Source organism: Pantoea sp. Acro-807 (assembly GCF_011752675.1).
Taxonomy (GTDB): Bacteria; Pseudomonadota; Gammaproteobacteria; order Enterobacterales; family Enterobacteriaceae; genus Pantoea; species Pantoea eucrina.
The window spans coordinates 295,354-312,527 of sequence record NZ_VWXE01000001.1; the positions used below are offsets into that span (position 1 = coordinate 295,354).

The 17,174-nt window shown below is 55.7% G+C and carries 15 protein-coding genes and 3 tRNA genes; all 18 read left to right on the forward strand.

Annotated features, from left to right (window positions below; genetic code table 11):
* The first annotated feature begins 2 nt into the window (after window positions 1-2).
* Window positions 3-719: a succinate dehydrogenase iron-sulfur subunit gene (locus F3J39_RS01465; RefSeq protein ID WP_039383229.1), complete on the forward strand. Its 717-nt coding sequence runs from the start codon at window positions 3-5 to the stop codon at window positions 717-719.
* 206 nt (window positions 720-925) lie between these two features.
* Window positions 926-3,733, forward strand: coding sequence for a 2-oxoglutarate dehydrogenase E1 component (gene sucA / locus F3J39_RS01470; RefSeq protein WP_166713774.1), 2,808 nt, complete (start codon window positions 926-928; stop codon window positions 3,731-3,733).
* 15 nt (window positions 3,734-3,748) lie between these two features.
* Window positions 3,749-4,963: a 2-oxoglutarate dehydrogenase complex dihydrolipoyllysine-residue succinyltransferase gene (gene odhB / locus F3J39_RS01475; RefSeq protein ID WP_039383234.1), complete on the forward strand. Its 1,215-nt coding sequence runs from the start codon at window positions 3,749-3,751 to the stop codon at window positions 4,961-4,963.
* 67 nt (window positions 4,964-5,030) lie between these two features.
* Window positions 5,031-6,197, forward strand: a complete 1,167-nt coding sequence (gene sucC, locus F3J39_RS01480) for an ADP-forming succinate--CoA ligase subunit beta (protein WP_039383235.1) — start codon at window positions 5,031-5,033, stop codon at window positions 6,195-6,197.
* Window positions 6,197-7,072, forward strand: coding sequence for a succinate--CoA ligase subunit alpha (gene sucD / locus F3J39_RS01485; protein ID WP_039383236.1), 876 nt, complete (start codon window positions 6,197-6,199; stop codon window positions 7,070-7,072). The genes sucC and sucD overlap by 1 nt, the downstream gene beginning before the upstream one ends.
* Window positions 7,073-7,622: 550 nt before the next feature.
* Complete coding sequence (cydA, locus tag F3J39_RS01490; RefSeq protein WP_094111659.1) at window positions 7,623-9,194, forward strand: cytochrome ubiquinol oxidase subunit I; 1,572 nt, start codon at window positions 7,623-7,625, stop codon at window positions 9,192-9,194.
* Between the two features lie 12 nt (window positions 9,195-9,206).
* Window positions 9,207-10,346: a cytochrome d ubiquinol oxidase subunit II gene (gene cydB / locus F3J39_RS01495; RefSeq protein WP_039383238.1), complete on the forward strand. Its 1,140-nt coding sequence runs from the start codon at window positions 9,207-9,209 to the stop codon at window positions 10,344-10,346.
* Window positions 10,347-10,361: 15 nt separating this feature from the next.
* Window positions 10,362-10,475, forward strand: coding sequence for a cytochrome bd-I oxidase subunit CydX (gene cydX / locus F3J39_RS01500; RefSeq protein WP_071668990.1), 114 nt, complete (start codon window positions 10,362-10,364; stop codon window positions 10,473-10,475).
* Window positions 10,476-10,726: 251 nt separating this feature from the next.
* Window positions 10,727-11,131, forward strand: coding sequence for a tol-pal system-associated acyl-CoA thioesterase (gene ybgC, locus F3J39_RS01505; RefSeq protein ID WP_039383240.1), 405 nt, complete (start codon window positions 10,727-10,729; stop codon window positions 11,129-11,131).
* Window positions 11,128-11,814 (forward strand): Tol-Pal system protein TolQ, encoded by a 687-nt coding sequence (gene tolQ / locus F3J39_RS01510; RefSeq protein ID WP_039383242.1) that lies wholly within the window; start codon window positions 11,128-11,130, stop codon window positions 11,812-11,814. The genes ybgC and tolQ overlap by 4 nt, the downstream gene beginning before the upstream one ends.
* Before the next feature lie 13 nt (window positions 11,815-11,827).
* Window positions 11,828-12,256, forward strand: a complete 429-nt coding sequence (tolR, locus tag F3J39_RS01515; RefSeq protein ID WP_039383244.1) for a colicin uptake protein TolR — start codon at window positions 11,828-11,830, stop codon at window positions 12,254-12,256.
* Window positions 12,257-12,281: 25 nt separating this feature from the next.
* A complete protein-coding gene (tolA, locus tag F3J39_RS01520; protein ID WP_039383246.1) occupies window positions 12,282-13,637 on the forward strand; it encodes a cell envelope integrity protein TolA in 1,356 nt (451 codons plus the stop codon).
* A 117-nt stretch (window positions 13,638-13,754) separates the two neighbouring features.
* The gene (gene tolB / locus F3J39_RS01525) at window positions 13,755-15,050 is read left to right on the forward strand and encodes a Tol-Pal system beta propeller repeat protein TolB (protein WP_039383247.1); all 1,296 of its coding nucleotides are present in this window, start codon (window positions 13,755-13,757) and stop codon (window positions 15,048-15,050) included.
* Window positions 15,051-15,117: 67 nt separating this feature from the next.
* Window positions 15,118-15,645, forward strand: a complete 528-nt coding sequence (pal, locus tag F3J39_RS01530; protein WP_039383250.1) for a peptidoglycan-associated lipoprotein Pal — start codon at window positions 15,118-15,120, stop codon at window positions 15,643-15,645.
* A 9-nt stretch (window positions 15,646-15,654) separates the two neighbouring features.
* Window positions 15,655-16,443, forward strand: coding sequence for a cell division protein CpoB (gene cpoB / locus F3J39_RS01535; RefSeq protein WP_071668993.1), 789 nt, complete (start codon window positions 15,655-15,657; stop codon window positions 16,441-16,443).
* Window positions 16,444-16,609: 166 nt separating this feature from the next.
* A tRNA-Lys gene (locus F3J39_RS01540) sits at window positions 16,610-16,685 on the forward strand.
* Window positions 16,686-16,735: 50 nt separating this feature from the next.
* Window positions 16,736-16,811: transfer RNA gene (locus tag F3J39_RS01545), tRNA-Lys, on the forward strand.
* A 32-nt stretch (window positions 16,812-16,843) separates the two neighbouring features.
* Window positions 16,844-16,919, forward strand: a tRNA-Lys gene (locus F3J39_RS01550).
* Window positions 16,920-17,174 lie beyond the last annotated feature (255 nt).

Here is a 17,174-nt window from a genome sequence, read left to right on the forward strand (position 1 = left end):
TGATGAAACTCGAATTTTCAATCTACCGTTATAACCCGGACGTCGATGACAAGCCGCGCATGCAGGATTACACCCTGGAGTCGGAAGACGGGCGCGACATGATGCTGCTGGATGCGCTGATTCGGCTGAAAGAGCAGGATCCAACGCTGGCGTTTCGTCGCTCGTGCCGCGAGGGTGTCTGCGGCTCAGATGGTCTGAACATGAACGGCAAAAATGGTCTGGCCTGCATTACTCCGGTCTCAGCACTGGGTAACGGCAGTAAAAAGATCGTGATTCGCCCGCTGCCAGGTCTGCCGGTTGTGCGCGATCTGGTGGTCGACATGAGCCAGTTCTATACGCAGTATGAGAAAATCAAACCGTTCCTGCTGAACAACGGTGAGAATCCGCCGGCGCGTGAGCATCTGCAGAGCCCGTCGGAGCGTGAGCACCTTGATGGCCTGTATGAGTGTATTCTCTGCGCCTGCTGCTCAACCTCCTGCCCGTCGTTCTGGTGGAACCCGGATAAGTTTATCGGTCCGGCCGGTCTGCTGGCTGCCTATCGCTTCCTGATTGACAGCCGCGACACGGAAACGGATGCGCGTCTCGACAATCTGAGTGATGCTTTCAGCGTATTCCGCTGTCACAGCATCATGAACTGTGTGAGCGTATGTCCGAAAGGGCTGAACCCGACGCGCGCCATCGGCCATATCAAGTCGATGCTGCTGCAGCGCGGGGCGTAAAGCTAAGAAGTCCTGCCGGAAACTCAGGTTCCCGGCAGCGTATGGAAGCCTCTATAAGCGCGGTGCTGACCACGCTTATAAAGGTTCCCTTACGGGCCCGGCGCCGGTAGCGCACAGGTTCGTATCGCTGAACTCACTACGGCAAGCCGTGAAAGCGGCAACAAATGAAACCTCATAAAAAGCAGCTTAATGCTTAAGGGATCACAATGCAGAACAGCGCGATGAAACCCTGGCTGGACTCCTCCTGGCTGGCCGGCGCGAACCAGTCTTACATAGAGCAACTCTATGAGGATTTCCTGACCGATCCTGACTCTGTTGATGAAGTGTGGCGCGACCTGTTCCAGCAGTTGCCAGGTACCGGCGTAAAACCAGAGCAGTTTCACTCCACGACGCGTGACTATTTCCGCCGCCTGGCGAAGGATGCTACCCGCTACACCTCTACCGTTACCGATCCGGCTACTAACTCCAAACAGGTTAAAGTCCTGCAGCTGATTAACGCGTTCCGTTTCCGCGGCCATCAGCACGCTAATCTTGATCCGCTTGGCCTGTGGAAACAGGATATCGTGGCCGATCTCGACCCGGCCTTTCACGATCTGACCGACGCCGATTTTCAGGAAAGCTTCAACGTAGGCTCATTTGCGATTGGCAAAGAGACGATGAAGCTGGCCGATCTCTACGCCGCCCTGCAGCAGACCTACTGCGGGTCGATTGGCGCAGAGTATATGCACATCAACAACACTGAAGAGAAACGCTGGATCCAGCAGCGTCTTGAATCAGTGGCTGGACAGGCTTCATTCAGCGCGAAAGAGAAAAAAGGCTTCCTGAAAGAGCTGACCGCAGCCGAAGGTCTGGAAAAATATCTTGGGGCGAAATTCCCCGGCGCCAAACGCTTCTCACTGGAAGGTGGCGATGCGCTGGTGCCTATGCTGCGCGAAATGATTCGCCACGCAGGGAAAAGCGGCACGCGCGAAGTGGTGCTGGGTATGGCGCACCGCGGACGTCTGAACGTGCTGATCAACGTACTGGGCAAAAAGCCGCAGGATCTGTTTGATGAGTTCGCCGGCAAGCACAAAGAGCATCTGGGTACCGGTGATGTGAAATACCACATGGGCTTCTCTTCCGATGTTGAAACCGAAGGGGGCCTGGTGCATCTGGCACTGGCGTTTAACCCGTCGCATCTGGAGATTGTCAGCCCGGTTGTCATGGGCTCCGTACGCGCCCGCCTCGATCGTCTCTCTGAGCCGGGCAGTAACAAAGTTCTGCCTATCACCATTCACGGTGACGCAGCGGTAATTGGTCAGGGTGTGGTGCAGGAAACCCTGAACATGTCGCAGGCGCGTGGTTATGAAGTTGGCGGTACGGTGCGTATCGTGATCAATAACCAGGTTGGCTTTACCACGTCAAATCCAAGAGATGCGCGCTCCACGCCTTATTGTACTGATATCGGTAAGATGGTGCTGGCACCTATTTTCCACGTGAACGCGGACGATCCGGAAGCCGTTGCTTTTGTTACCCGTCTGGCGCTCGACTACCGCAACACCTTTAAGCGTGATGTCTTTATCGATCTGGTCTGCTATCGCCGTCATGGCCATAACGAAGCGGATGAGCCAAGTGCAACGCAGCCGCTGATGTATCAGAAGATTAAAAAGCATCCGACGCCGCGTAAACTTTACGCCGACCGCCTGCAGAGCCAGGGCGTAGCCTCGCAGGAAGATGCCACTGAACTGGTTAACCTCTATCGCGATGCGCTGGATGCCGGTGAGTGCGTGGTGCCGGAATGGCGCCCGATGAGCCTGCACTCGTTTACCTGGTCCCCTTATCTCAACCACGAGTGGGATGAGAGCTACCCGGAAACGGTTGAGCTGAAACGCCTGCAGGAGCTGGCGCGCCGTATCAGCACGGTTCCGGAAGCGGTTGAAGTGCAGTCGCGCGTGGCCAAAATTTACAACGACCGCAAAGAGATGGCGGAAGGCAACAAACCGTTTGACTGGGGCGGGGCAGAGAATCTGGCCTACGCCACGCTGGTGGATGAAGGCATTCCGGTGCGTCTCTCTGGCGAAGATTCCGGACGCGGCACCTTCTTCCACCGCCATGCGGTGATCCACAACCAGCTGAATGGCTCTACCTATACGCCGCTGCACCATATTCATAATGGTCAGGGAGAGTTCAAAGTCTGGGACTCCGTGCTGTCGGAAGAGGCGGTACTGGCGTTTGAATATGGCTACGCCACCGCAGAGCCGCGCGTGCTGACCATCTGGGAAGCGCAGTTTGGTGACTTTGCCAACGGCGCACAGGTGGTTATCGATCAGTTCATCAGCTCGGGCGAGCAGAAGTGGGGCCGCATGTGTGGCCTGGTGATGCTGCTGCCGCACGGCTATGAAGGTCAGGGTCCGGAGCACTCCTCAGCGCGCCTGGAGCGTTATCTGCAGCTCTGCGCTGAGCAGAATATGCAGGTTTGCGTGCCATCTACCCCGGCTCAGGTTTACCACATGCTGCGTCGTCAGGCGCTGCGCGGTATGCGCCGTCCGCTGATTGTGATGTCGCCGAAGTCGCTGCTGCGTCATCCGCTGGCGATCTCCAGCCTGGACGATCTGGCAAACGGCAGCTTCCAGCCGGCGATTGGCGAGATCGATGCGCTCGATCCGCAGCAGGTTAAACGCGTGGTGCTCTGTTCAGGTAAGGTCTACTACGATCTGCTGGAACAGCGTCGCAAAAACGAGCAGAGCGATGTTGCCATTGTGCGCATCGAGCAGCTCTATCCTTTCCCGCACAAAGCGGTACAGGAAGCGTTAAAAGATTACGCCCATGTCCAGGATTTCGTCTGGTGTCAGGAAGAGCCGCTCAATCAGGGCGCATGGTATTGCAGTCAGCATCATTTCCGCGAAGTGGTTCCCTTTGGTGCGTCGCTGCGTTACGCAGGCCGTCCGGCATCTGCTTCACCGGCCGTGGGCTATATGTCCGTACATCAACAACAGCAGCAAGACCTGGTCAACGACGCGCTGAACCTTGGTTAATAAAAAGGAAAGAAAATGAGTAGCGTAGAAATTCTCGTTCCCGATTTACCTGAATCCGTAGCGGACGCAACGGTTGCAACCTGGCACAAAAAACCTGGCGATGCAGTCAGCCGTGATGAAGTGCTGGTCGAAATTGAAACCGATAAAGTGGTGCTGGAAGTTCCTGCTGCTGCTGATGGTATTCTGGAAGCCGTGCTGGAAGAAGAGGGTGCTACCGTCACCTCGCGCCAGCTGCTTGGTCGCCTGAAAGAGGGCAACAGCGGCGGGAAAGAGACCTCAGCGAAAGTTGAGAGCAATGAATCTGCACCGGCACAGCGCCAGTCCGCGTCGCTGGAAGAAGAGAGCAGCGACGCGCTGAGCCCTGCTGTACGCCGTCTGATCGCGGAAAACAATCTCGACGCCAGCCAGATCAAAGGCACCGGCGTGGGTGGCCGACTGACGCGCGAAGATATTGAAAAGCACCTGGCGAAAAAGCCGGAAGCGAAAGCGGCTCCGGCTGCTGAAGCGGCGGCTCCGGCTCCGGTTGCTAACCGCAGCGAGAAGCGCGTGCCGATGACCCGCCTGCGCAAACGCGTGGCTGAGCGTCTGCTGGAAGCGAAAAACAGCACCGCCATGCTGACCACGTTCAACGAAATCAACATGAAGCCCATCATGGATCTGCGCAAGCAGTATGGTGAGGCGTTTGAAAAACGTCACGGTGTACGCCTGGGCTTTATGTCCTTCTACATCAAAGCGGTCGTTGAAGCCCTGAAGCGCTTCCCGGAAGTGAACGCCTCTATCGATGGCGAAGATGTGGTGTACCACAACTACTTCGATGTCAGCATCGCCGTTTCTACGCCGCGCGGTCTGGTGACGCCAGTGCTGAAAGATGTGGATGCGCTGAGCATGGCGGATATCGAGAAGAAAATTAAAGAGCTGGCGGTGAAAGGCCGTGATGGCAAGCTGACAGTTGAAGAGCTGACCGGCGGTAACTTCACCATCACCAACGGCGGCGTGTTTGGTTCGCTGATGTCAACGCCAATCATTAACCCGCCGCAGAGCGCCATTCTGGGCATGCACGCCATTAAAGATCGTCCAATGGCGGTCAATGGTCAGGTGGTGATCCTGCCGATGATGTATCTGGCGCTCTCTTACGATCACCGTCTGATCGATGGCCGTGAATCGGTAGGCTATCTGGTCGCAGTGAAAGAGATGCTGGAAGATCCGGCTCGTCTGCTGCTGGATGTCTGATTTTCGCCGGGCGCGCAGCGATGCGCGCCCACATTTAAATGTTTCAGATCTGAATGGATAGAACATCATGAACTTACACGAATACCAGGCGAAGCAGCTGTTTGCACGGTATGGTATGCCAGCACCGACTGGTTATGCCTGCACCACGCCACGTGAAGCCGAAGAAGCCGCCTCAAAAATTGGCGCAGGCCCGTGGGTAGTGAAATGTCAGGTTCATGCCGGTGGCCGTGGTAAAGCGGGCGGCGTGAAGGTAGTGAAAAGTAAAGAAGAGATCCGTGCATTTGCTGAGCACTGGCTGGGTAAACGTCTGGTGACCTATCAGACAGATGCGCTGGGCCAGCCGGTTAACCAGATTCTGGTTGAAGCGGCAACCGATATCGATCAGGAACTCTATCTGGGTGCGGTCGTCGATCGCGCTACGCGCCGCGTGATCTTCATGGCATCAACCGAAGGCGGTGTGGAAATTGAAAAGGTGGCGGAAGAGACTCCGCACCTGATCCACAAAATGGCGCTCGACCCGTTAGCGGGACCGCAGCCATACCAGGGCCGCGAACTGGCGTTCAAACTGGGTCTGACCGGTAAGCAGGTCAGCCAGTTCACCAAAATCTTTATGGGTCTGGCTACCATGTTCCTGGAGCGCGATCTGGCGATGGTTGAGATCAACCCGCTGGTGATCACCAAGCAGGGCGACCTGATCTGCCTGGATGGCAAGCTGGGTGCAGACGGCAACGCGCTGTTCCGCCAGCCTGAACTGCGCGAAATGCGCGATCCAAGCCAGGAAGATCCACGCGAAGCGCACGCAACGCAGTGGGAGCTGAACTATGTCGCGCTGGAAGGCAACATTGGCTGTATGGTCAACGGCGCGGGTCTGGCGATGGGCACAATGGATATCGTGAAGCATCACGGTGGCCAGCCTGCAAACTTCCTTGATGTCGGCGGCGGCGCAACCAAAGAGCGCGTAACCGAAGCCTTCAAAATCATCCTCTCTGACGATGCGGTAAAAGCGGTATTCGTTAACATCTTCGGCGGTATTGTCCGTTGCGATCTGATCGCTGATGGCATCATCGGCGCAGTGGCAGAAGTGGGTGTCAACGTGCCGGTAGTGGTACGTCTGGAAGGTAACAACGCTGAGCTGGGCGCTAAGAAACTGGCGGACAGCGGTCTGAACATCATTGCAGCAACCAGCCTGACAGACGCGGCACAGCGTGTTGTTGCTGCAGCGGAGGGTAAATAATGTCCATTCTGATCGACAAGAACACCAAAGTCATCTGCCAGGGTTTCACCGGTGGCCAGGGGACTTTTCACTCTGAGCAGGCGCTGGCCTATGGCACGCAGCTGGTTGGCGGCGTAACGCCAGGTAAAGGCGGCACTACCCATCTGGGCCTGCCGGTGTTCAATACCGTGCGTGAAGCGGTAGAAGCGACCGGCGCAACGGCCACGGTTATCTACGTTCCGGCTCCGTTCTGCAAAGACGGTATCCTGGAAGCGATCGACGCGGGCATCAAGCTGATCATCACCATCACTGAAGGTATCCCGACGCTGGATATGCTGACTGTGAAAATGAAGCTGGATGAAGCAGGCGTGCGCATGATTGGCCCTAACTGCCCTGGCGTGATCACCCCAGGCGAATGCAAAATCGGCATTATGCCAGGCCACATTCACCAGCCAGGCCGCGTGGGCATCGTGTCACGTTCCGGCACCCTGACCTATGAAGCGGTTAAGCAGACCACAGATATTGGCTATGGCCAGTCTACCTGTGTCGGTATCGGTGGCGACCCGATCCCGGGCTCTAACTTCATCGATATCTTGCAGATGTTCCAGGACGATCCGCAGACCGAAGCGATTGTGATGATCGGTGAAATCGGCGGCAGCGCGGAAGAAGAAGCGGCAGCCTTTATCAAAGAGCACGTCACCAAGCCGGTTGTCGGCTATATCGCAGGCGTAACGGCGCCGAAAGGCAAACGTATGGGCCATGCTGGCGCCATCATTGCCGGCGGTAAAGGCACGGCTGACGAGAAGTTTGCTGCGCTGGAAGCGGCAGGTGTGAAAACTGTCCGCAGCCTGGCCGATATCGGTGATGCGGTAAAAGCAGTTCTGCCTGCTAACTGATTGCGCTGACTGAATAAGCATAAGCCACCTGCGGGTGGCTTTTTTTATGCCTGCAGCGTAGCGGTTTTTATTTATTATCCTGCGCGGCGGATTTTAAAGTTAATAACTCACAGAAAAGGTAATCGTAATTTTAATTAAACGCGGCAGCTTTTGACATCGCTTTAACAACTCTTTCAGGCTACATATTCGTAAACTTTATATCTTAATCCAGATCAAATAATAGCGTGTTATAGCAAACTTTACTGCTGGCTAAAAACAACCCGGCCGGTATAAATTGCGCTGCATCAAATCACAGTTTTGCCACGGATAACAGCCGTCTGAGTCGTATGCCCCCGGATCAATATTGTGGCATCTGACGCTGACGCCTGCATGACAGAAATGTGAGGCGATATTTTCAGGGAATTATCACCACTATTACTCGCTCATTTCGGGCCGCAGATTGCGCTATCTGCGGGTAATAAAACCGGAATTAATAATCAGCCGTTCCTGCACGCTGTTGCGCCGTTTACCGTCCGGCAACACAGCGGCATGCGAAGAGCAAGGAGTTCTCATGTTAGATATTGTCGAGCTGTCGCGCTTACAGTTTGCCCTGACGGCGATGTACCACTTTCTGTTCGTACCATTAACGCTGGGTATGGCGTTTCTGCTGGCGATCATGGAAACCGTCTACGTGCTGTCGGGCAAACAGATTTATAAAGATATGACCAAATTCTGGGGCAAGTTGTTTGGCATCAACTTTGCGCTGGGCGTGGCCACCGGACTCACCATGGAGTTTCAGTTCGGCACTAACTGGTCCTATTACTCCCATTACGTCGGCGATATTTTCGGGGCACCGCTGGCCATTGAAGGATTAATGGCGTTCTTTCTTGAATCCACCTTTGTTGGCCTGTTTTTCTTTGGCTGGGATCGGCTGGGCAAAGTTCAGCATCTGGCGGTCACCTGGCTGGTGGCGCTGGGATCCAACCTCTCTGCGCTCTGGATCCTGGTGGCCAATGGCTGGATGCAAAATCCCATCGCCGCAGCATTCAACGCTGAAACCATGCGTATGGAAATGCTGAGCTTTTCAGAGCTGGTGCTTAACCCGGTCGCACAGGTGAAATTTGTGCATACTGTGGCGGCGGGCTATACCGCTGGCGCCATGTTTGTTCTGGGGATCAGCGGCTGGTATCTGCTTAAAGGGCGTGATGTGGCGTTTGCCCGCCGCTCCTTTGCCATTGCGGCCAGTTTTGGCATGGCGGCGGTGCTCTCGGTGATTGTACTCGGCGATGAGTCGGGCTACGAGATGGGGGATGTCCAGAAAACCAAACTGGCTGCAATCGAGGCGGAGTGGGAGACCCAGCCGGCACCCGCCGCCTTTACGCTATTTGGTATACCGAATCAGGAGACGCAGGAGAACAAATATGCGATTCAGATTCCGTATCTGCTTGGCCTTATCGCCACGCGCTCAGTGGATAAACCCGTTACCGGCCTGAAAGAACTGCAGGCGCAGCATGAGGTGCGGATCCGTAACGGCATCAAAGCGTATGGCCTGCTCAATGCGCTGCGCAGCGGCAATCAGGACCCGGAAGTCCGCCGCGCGTTTGAAGCCAGCAAGCAGGATCTTGGCTACGGCCTGCTGCTTAAGCGCTACACCCCGACGGTCACCGATGCCAGCGAAGCGCAGATACAACAGGCGGTGAAAGACGCCATTCCGCGCGTGGCGCCGCTCTATTTTGCCTTCCGTATCATGGTGCTGTGCGGCGCGCTGTTGCTGGCGATTATTGCCCTCTCATTCTGGAGCGTAGTCCGCGACCGGATCGGTCAGCAGCGCTGGCTGCTGAAAGCCGCACTGTATGGCATTCCGCTGCCGTGGATCGCTATCGAGGCGGGCTGGTTTGTTGCGGAGTACGGGCGTCAGCCGTGGGCAATCGGTGAAGTGTTACCCACCGCCGTAGCGAACTCTTCGCTGACCGTGGGAGACGTGCTGTTTTCGATGACGCTGATTTGCGGACTCTACACGCTGTTTCTGGTGGCAGAGATGTATCTGATGTTCCGGTTTGCCCGCCTGGGGCCGGGCAGCCTGAAAACCGGCCGCTATCACAATGAATCAGTGCAGATCGCTACGCAGCCAGAGCGCGGCTAAAGGAGAGCAACCATGTTTGACTACGAAGTGTTACGTTTTGTCTGGTGGCTGCTGATTGGCATACTGCTGATCGGCTTTGCCGTGGCGGACGGTTTTGATATGGGGGTCGGTATGCTGACGCCCGTGCTCGGACGCAGCGACACCGAGCGCCGTATTATGATCAACACGATTGCACCGCACTGGGACGGCAATCAGGTCTGGCTGATCACGGCTGGCGGTGCGCTGTTTGCCGCCTGGCCCATGGTCTATGCCGCCGCCTTCTCTGGTTTCTATGTCGCCATGATTCTGGTGCTCGCCTCGCTCTTTTTTCGCCCGGTGGGTTTTGATTATCGATCCAAAATTGAAGACAGGCGCTGGCGTGCCGTGTGGGACTGGGGCATCTTTGCCGGCAGTTTTGTTCCGCCGCTGGTGATAGGCGTTGCCTTTGGCAATCTGCTGCAGGGGGTGCCGTTTCATGCAGATAGCTATCTGCGTCTGTTCTATACCGGCAATTTCTTCCAGCTGCTCAATCCATTTGGCCTGCTGGCGGGAGTCATCAGCGTGGCGATGATCCTGACCCAGGGCGCCACCTATCTGCAGATGCGCACCTGCGGTGAGCTGCATTTACGTGCGCGCAGCGCGGCGCAGGCGGGGGCGCTGGTGATGCTCATCGCCTTTGTGCTGGCGGGCTTGTGGGTAAAATATGGCCTTGACGGCTATGTAGTGAAAAGCGTTATCGATCACCACGCAGCCTCTAATCCACTGGGCAAAGAGGTGGTGCGCGAGGCGGGTGCCTGGCTGCGTAATTTTGAGCAGATGCCGCTGCTGTGGGCGTTTCCGCTGCTGGGCGCTGTTCTGCCGCTGCTTACACTACTTTGTTCGCGCGGCGAGCGGGGCGCCTGGGCATTCATCTTCTCTTCCCTGACGCTGGCCTGCGTCATCATGACCGCCGGTATTGCGCTGTTCCCGTTTATCATGCCCTCCAGCACCGTGCCGGGTAGCAGCCTGACCCTCTGGGATGCCACCTCCAGCCTGCTGACGCTGAAGATTATGACCATCGCCGCACTCATCTTTGTGCCGATCATTCTGGCCTACACCAGCTGGTGCTACTACAAAATGTTCGGTCGCATTACCCAAGATGATATTGAACGCAACACGCACTCTCTCTACTGATTAAGGAGCTTTTGCATGTGGTATTTTGCCTGGATCCTCGGCACGCTGCTGGCCTGCGCATTAGGTGTGATCACCGCCCTGGCGCTGGAGCAGAGAGATGCAAACCGTGCACAGGATGACAACGCCTGATCGGTCAGCATGCTGGCCGGTAGCATGGGGTAATAAAGGGGTCCGGACGGGCCCTTTTTTTGTGCCTGTTAACGGCACACTCGCCTGACTGCAGACCAGGACTTTTGTCAGCATCAGGTCAGGAAATGTTGAGTAATTCCTTCTGGTTGTTACCGTCAGATAATTATTTTCTTCTGGCTCTGGCGGACCATTCCCAAGCGGATCGCTCTTGCGTATAGTAGCAACGTTTAAAAATGAGACCGGGATGTAGAGTGAGTACAACGCTGTTTCGCTGGCCGGTGCGGGTCTACTATGAAGATACCGATGCCGGAGGTGTGGTTTACCACGCCAGCTATCTTGCTTTTTATGAACGAGCACGTACCGAAATGCTGCGTCAGCGCCATTTCAATCAACACGTCCTGTTAGAAGAGCAGGTCGCATTTGTGGTACGGCGCATGACAGTGGAGTTCATTGCCGCGGCTCGCCTTGATGACCTTCTGGAGATACAGACCGAAGTGACCTCAATGACCCGCGCAACCATGACCTTCACCCAGCGTATCGTCAATGCTGAAGGCAGGGTGCTCAACGAGGCGGATGTCCTGATCGCCTGCATTAACCCACACCTGATGAAGCCGATTGCGCTTCCCAAGTCTATTGTCGCGGAGTTCAAGCAGTGACTGACATGAATGTTCTTGATTTGTTCCTGAAGGCGAGCCTTCTGGTCAAACTTATCATGTTGATTTTGATCGGCTTTTCTATTGCCTCCTGGGCAATCATCATCCAGCGTACGCGCATTCTGAATGCGGCAGGACGCGAAGCGGACGCGTTTGAAGATAAGTTCTGGTCCGGTATCGAACTCTCGCGTCTCTATCAGGAGAGCCAGGGGCGTCGTGATGAGCTGGGCGGTTCGGAACAAATTTTCTACGCCGGCTTTAAAGAGTTTGCCCGCCTGCATCGCGTAAACAGCCATGCGCCGGAAGCGGTGGTCGAGGGCGCCAGCCGCGCCATGCGTATCTCTATGAACCGCGAGCTGGAAGCGCTGGAAACCCACATTCCTTTCCTCGGTACCGTGGGTTCAATCAGTCCCTATATCGGTCTGTTTGGTACCGTATGGGGGATCATGCACGCTTTCATCGCGCTGGGCGCAGTCAAGCAGGCCACGCTGCAGATGGTGGCACCGGGTATCGCAGAAGCGCTGATCGCCACCGCGATCGGCCTGTTTGCCGCGATCCCGGCGGTCATGGCCTATAACCGTCTGAACCAGCGCGTCAACAAGCTGGAGCAGGGTTACGATAACTTTATGGAAGAGTTCACGGCTATCCTGCATCGTCAGGCTTTCTCTAGCGACAATACGAAGTAAGTCGAGGTTTACGATGGCCAGAACCCGTGGTCGCGGACGCCGCGATCTTAAGTCGGAAATCAACATTGTTCCGCTGCTCGATGTGCTGCTGGTGCTGCTGCTTATCTTTATGGCAACCGCGCCAATCATTACGCAGAGCGTGGAAGTTGATCTGCCGGACGCCACTGACTCCAAAACGGTTGCCAGCGATGATAATCCGCCGGTAATTGTTGAAGTGGCCGGTGTAGGACAATACAGCCTGGTGGTGGATCACGATCGTATGACCCAGCTGCCGCCTGAGCAGGTTGTGAGTGAAGCGCAGCGTCGTATTGAAGCCAATCCTAAAACCGTGTTTCTGATTGGCGGGGCCAAAGATGTGCCTTACGACGAAATCATTAAAGCGCTGAACCTGCTTCATCAGGCTGGCGTCAAATCAGTCGGTCTGATGACGCAGCCGATTTAACGCGACTTGTTTTTGGGAACCGAGAGTGTCGAAGGCAACCGAACAGAACCAGAAGTTGAAACGCGCAATTATCGTTTCGGTGGCGCTGCACATCGTGCTGATTGCGCTGCTGATCTGGAGCTCGTTCAACGAACATATTGAAGCGAGCGGCGGCGGCGGCGGTAGCGATATTGATGCCGTCATGGTCGATCCCGGGGCTGTGGTTGAACAATATAATCGTCAGCAAAATCAGCAGAGCGACAGCCAGCGTGCGGAACAGCAGCGGAAAAAGCAGGCGCAGCAGCAGGCGGAAGAGCTACAGCAGAAGCAGGCCGCCGAGCAGCAGCGTCTGAAAGCGCTGGAAAAAGAGCGGCTGCAGGCGCAGCAGGAAGCGAAAGAGCAGGCTAAACAGCAGGCTGAGCAGCAGAAAGCGGCCGAAACGGCTGCAAAGCAGGCTCAGGAGCAGCAAAAAGCGGCTGAAGCCGCTGCCGCACAGGCGAAAGCGGATGCGAAAGCAGAAGCAGACGCGCGCGCTAAAGCAGCAGCAGAAGCGAAAGCAACCGCAGCGGCTGAAGCGAAGCAGGCTGCTGCCGAGGCGAAGAAACAGGCAGAAGAGCAGGCGAAAGCAGCGGCAGCGGATGCTGCAAAAGAGAAAGCGGCAGAGCAGGCGAAAGCGGCAGCTGAGGCGAAAGCCAAAGCGCAGGCGGAAGCGAAAGCGCAGGCAGCGGCCGATGCCAAAGCTAAAGCAGCGGCAGAGGCGAAAGCCAAAGCTGCGCAGGAAGCCAAAGAGAAAGCAGCAGAGGCGGCGAAGGAGAAAGCTGCGGAAGCTGCTAAAGAGAAAGCAGCTGAAGCGGCTAAAGAGAAGGCGGCCGCTGAGGCAAAAGCGAAAGCAGACGCCGCTGCCAAAGCGAAAGCGGATGCAGCCGCTAAAGCAAAAGCAGATGCAGCGGCGAAAGCCAAAGCAGCCGCGGACGCGAAGAAAAAGGCTGCTGCTGAAGCCGCGCAGGGCGAAAGCGATGTTGACGATCTGCTGGGCGGCCTCTCCTCCGGTAAAAACGCGCCGAAGAGTGGCGCTGCAGCCGGCGGCGGTGGTGCAGCAGGGCAGGGCAATCAGAAGAAAGCGGGTGCATCGGGTGCTGAGGTCAACGCCTATCTGGGCCAGATCACCAGCGCCATCCAAAGCCGCTTCTATGATGCCGATCTCTATCGCGGTAAGAGCTGCGATTTACGTATTAAGCTGGCACCCGATGGGCTGCTGATTGATGTGAAATCGGAAGGGGGCGATCCGGCACTTTGCCAGGCTGCCATTGCCGCTGCGAAGCAGGCGCGTATTCCTAAGCCACCTTCGCAGGCGGTGTATGAAGTGTTTAAAAACGCACCAATGCGTTTCAGGCCGCAATAATGCAGTAACGTACGGCAGGTTGAACTAAGGTTAGCTTGCCGTATTCTATAAAATACTCGTGTTTTTTCAGGAACTGTGCGAATTATCGTGAACTCAGGTTCAGGTAAGGGAGATAAGATGAAGCAGGCACTTCGTGTAACCTTAGGTTTTTTTGTACTGCTGTGGGCCGCTGTGCTGCACGCAGAAGTACGCATTGAAATTACGCAGGGCGTTAACACTGCCCGTCCGATTGGTGTAGTACCGTTTAAATGGGCCGGACCTGGCGCGGCGCCAGAAGATGTCGGCGGTATTGTGGCAGCTGACGTGCGCAACAGTGGTAAATTTAATCCGCTGGATCGCTCACGTCTGCCGCAGCAGCCCGGCAGTGCGCAGGAAGTTCAGCCTGCCGCATGGAGCGCGCTGGGTATTGATGCCGTGGTGGTCGGTCAGGTCTCACCTAACGCCGATGGCAGCTATCAGGTCGCCTATCAGCTGGTCGACACCGGGGGTGCACCGGGCAGCGTACTGGCACAAAACTCCTTCAAAGTAACAAAACAGTGGCTGCGCTATGCGGCGCATACCGCCAGTGACGAAGTCTTTGAGAAGCTGACCGGCATTAAAGGCGCATTCCGCACCCGTATCGCTTATGTTGTGCAGACCAACGGCGGCCAGTTCCCGTATGAGCTGCGCGTGTCTGACTACGATGGTTACAACCAGTTTGTGGTACACCGTTCACCGCAGCCGCTGATGTCACCGGCCTGGTCACCTGACGGCAGCAAACTGGCCTACGTTACGTTTGAGAGTGGCAAATCAGCGCTGGTGATCCAGACGCTGGCAAATGGCGCTATTCGTCAGGTTGCCTCCTTCCCGCGTCACAACGGTGCACCATCGTTCTCACCGGATGGTTCTAAGCTGGCTTTCGCCCTCTCTAAAACGGGCAGCCTGAATCTCTATGTAATGGACCTGGGCTCAGGTCAGATCCGTCAGGTAACAGACGGCCGCTATAACAGCACTGAGCCAACCTGGTTCCCGGATAGCCAGACCCTGGCGTATACCTCGGATCAGGCGGGTGCACCGCAGATTTATAAAGTCGGTGTTAACGGCGGCGCGCCACAGCGTATTACCTGGGAAGGCAAACAGAACCAGGATGCGGATGTGTCGACCGACGGTAAAACCATGGTGATGATCAGCAGCGCCGGTGGCGCGCAGCACGTCGCCAAACAGGATCTGGAAACGGGAGCCGTTCAGACGTTAACGGACACGTTCCTGGATGAAACGCCAAGTCTGGCACCAAACGGCACCATGGTTATCTACAGCTCTACTCAGGGGATGGGATCCGTGCTGCAGCTGGTTTCAACTGACGGGCGTTTCAAAGCGCGTCTTCCGGCAACTGATGGACAGGTAAAATCACCTGCCTGGTCGCCGTATCTGTGATGCATCGCTCCCTTGCCTCGTCGGCGGGGGAGTCAATGTATGGCAAACAAAATAATAGGATAAAGAAATGCAACTGAACAAAATGCTGAAGGGTTTAATGCTGGCTCTGCCAGTGATTGCAGTCGCTGCTTGTAGCTCACACAAAAACAACAACAACGATCAGTCCGGTATGGGTGCTGATGGTGCGTACGGTGCGGGCTCTGGCGCTGGCATGAACGGCGGCAACATGTCTTCTGACGAGCAGGCGCGTCTGCAGATGCAGCAGCTGCAGCAGAACAACATCGTTTACTTCGGTCTGGACAAGTATGACGTGCAGTCTGACTATGCTCAGATGCTGGATCAGCACGCAGCTTTCCTGCGCGGCAACCCGTCTTACAAAGTGACTATTGAAGGTCATGCGGATGAGCGTGGCACGCCAGAGTACAACATCGCGCTGGGCGAGCGTCGTGCTAACGCAGTGAAAATGTATCTGCAGGGCAAAGGCGTCTCTGCCGATCAGATGTCTATCGTATCTTACGGTAAAGAGAAACCAGCCGTACTGGGCCATGACGAATCAGCGTATGCTAAAAACCGTCGTGCCGTACTGGTTTACTAAGAGAATCATATGATTAGTAACTTCAGACTATCCCTTGCGGGTCTGTCGTTACTGGTTGGCGTAGCGGCCCCCTGGGCCGCTAATGCCCAGGCGTCAATCAGTAGCGTTGGCTCAGGCTCGGTCGAAGACCGTGTCACCACTCTTGAACGTATCTCCAATGCTCAGGCGCAGCTGCTGCAGCAGTTACAGCAGCAGATGAGCGATAATCAGAGCGACATCGATTCCCTGCGCGGGCAGATCCAGCAGAACAGCTATCAGCTTAACCAGGCGGTTGAGCGTCAGAAGCAGCTTTACCAGCAGCTCGACACGTTAAGCAGCAGCCAGTCCGCTGCACAGAGCGGCGGTAACGCTGATGCTGCTGGTGCCGCAGCGGGAAACGCTGATGCGGGTAGCAGTAATACGGCTGCCGCACCTGCACAAACCGGCGATGCAAATACCGATTACAACGCTGCCGTCGCGCTGATTCTGGAGAAGAAGCAGTACGATCAGGCTATCTCTGCACTGCAGGCATGGGTGAAGAAGTATCCTGACTCTACCTATCAGCCAAATGCCAACTACTGGCTGGGGCAGCTGCATTACAACAAAGGCAAGAAGGACGATGCGGCTTACTATTTTGCCACGGTGGTGAAGAACTATCCCAAATCACCGAAAGCGGCGGAAGCGCTGTTTAAGGTTGGCGTGATCATGCAGGATAAAAAAGACACGGCAAAAGCCAAAGCGGTTTATCAGCAGGTGATCAAGCAGTTCCCGGATAGTGAGTCAGCAAAGCAGGCGCAAAAGCGGCTGGCCGGATTGTAATTTGTACGAAAAAGACCAGATTTCGCCTGATTTCTGGTCTTGCCGCCTGAAAGGTAAGCAGTTGAGCTATCTGCGGGAAAATAAGGGTTGCGCCCTCCCGCTAAATCAGTAATATATGCCGCCGTTGCCGGGACATATGTAAATGCGTATCGGCGACGCTGAAGATGGGTCGTTAGCTCAGTTGGTAGAGCAGTTGACTTTTAATCAATTGGTCGCAGGTTCGAATCCTGCACGACCCACCATCTCAACCACAGGTTCAGGCGGGTTCTTCAGTTAGCTTCACAACCTTGATGGGTCGTTAGCTCAGTTGGTAGAGCAGTTGACTTTTAATCAATTGGTCGCAGGTTCGAATCCTGCACGACCCACCATCAAGTTTAAAGTTGTAAGCCGCTTCCACAGCGGGTCGTTAGCTCAGTTGGTAGAGCAGTTGACTTTTAATCAATTGGTCGCAGGTTCGAATCCTGCACGACCCACCAGATTCAGAAAAAAGCGCCCAACGGGCGCTTTTTTCGTTTTCCGCAGTACGGTAATGCCCCCCCACAGACGCGCATTAATACACCAGGGTCGCATTAATGCGACCCCTACGGGTATGGGGAGCGGTAATGCATTGACGGAATATGCCCATCCATACGTAGGGGCGCCATTTATGGCGTCCTGGCCGCGTATAACCCCCGATGGTTAATGAACGCGTCAGGGTCGCATTAACACGCCAGGTCCGCATTAATGCGACC

Excerpts from the sequence above, each read along its gene's own strand:
- F3J39_RS01465 (WP_039383229.1), top strand. The coding sequence starts at position 3 with ATGAAACTCGAATTTTCAATCTACCGTTATAACCCGGACGTCGATGAC.
- sucA (WP_166713774.1), top strand. The coding sequence starts at position 926 with ATGCAGAACAGCGCGATGAAACCCTGGCTGGACTCCTCCTGGCTGGCC.
- odhB (WP_039383234.1), top strand. The coding sequence starts at position 3,749 with ATGAGTAGCGTAGAAATTCTCGTTCCCGATTTACCTGAATCCGTAGCG.
- sucC (WP_039383235.1), top strand. The coding sequence starts at position 5,031 with ATGAACTTACACGAATACCAGGCGAAGCAGCTGTTTGCACGGTATGGT.
- sucD (WP_039383236.1), top strand. The coding sequence starts at position 6,197 with ATGTCCATTCTGATCGACAAGAACACCAAAGTCATCTGCCAGGGTTTC.
- cydA (WP_094111659.1), top strand. The coding sequence starts at position 7,623 with ATGTTAGATATTGTCGAGCTGTCGCGCTTACAGTTTGCCCTGACGGCG.
- cydB (WP_039383238.1), top strand. The coding sequence starts at position 9,207 with ATGTTTGACTACGAAGTGTTACGTTTTGTCTGGTGGCTGCTGATTGGC.
- cydX (WP_071668990.1), top strand. The coding sequence starts at position 10,362 with ATGTGGTATTTTGCCTGGATCCTCGGCACGCTGCTGGCCTGCGCATTA.
- tolR (WP_039383244.1), top strand. The coding sequence starts at position 11,828 with ATGGCCAGAACCCGTGGTCGCGGACGCCGCGATCTTAAGTCGGAAATC.
- tolB (WP_039383247.1), top strand. The coding sequence starts at position 13,755 with ATGAAGCAGGCACTTCGTGTAACCTTAGGTTTTTTTGTACTGCTGTGG.
- pal (WP_039383250.1), top strand. The coding sequence starts at position 15,118 with ATGCAACTGAACAAAATGCTGAAGGGTTTAATGCTGGCTCTGCCAGTG.
- cpoB (WP_071668993.1), top strand. The coding sequence starts at position 15,655 with ATGATTAGTAACTTCAGACTATCCCTTGCGGGTCTGTCGTTACTGGTT.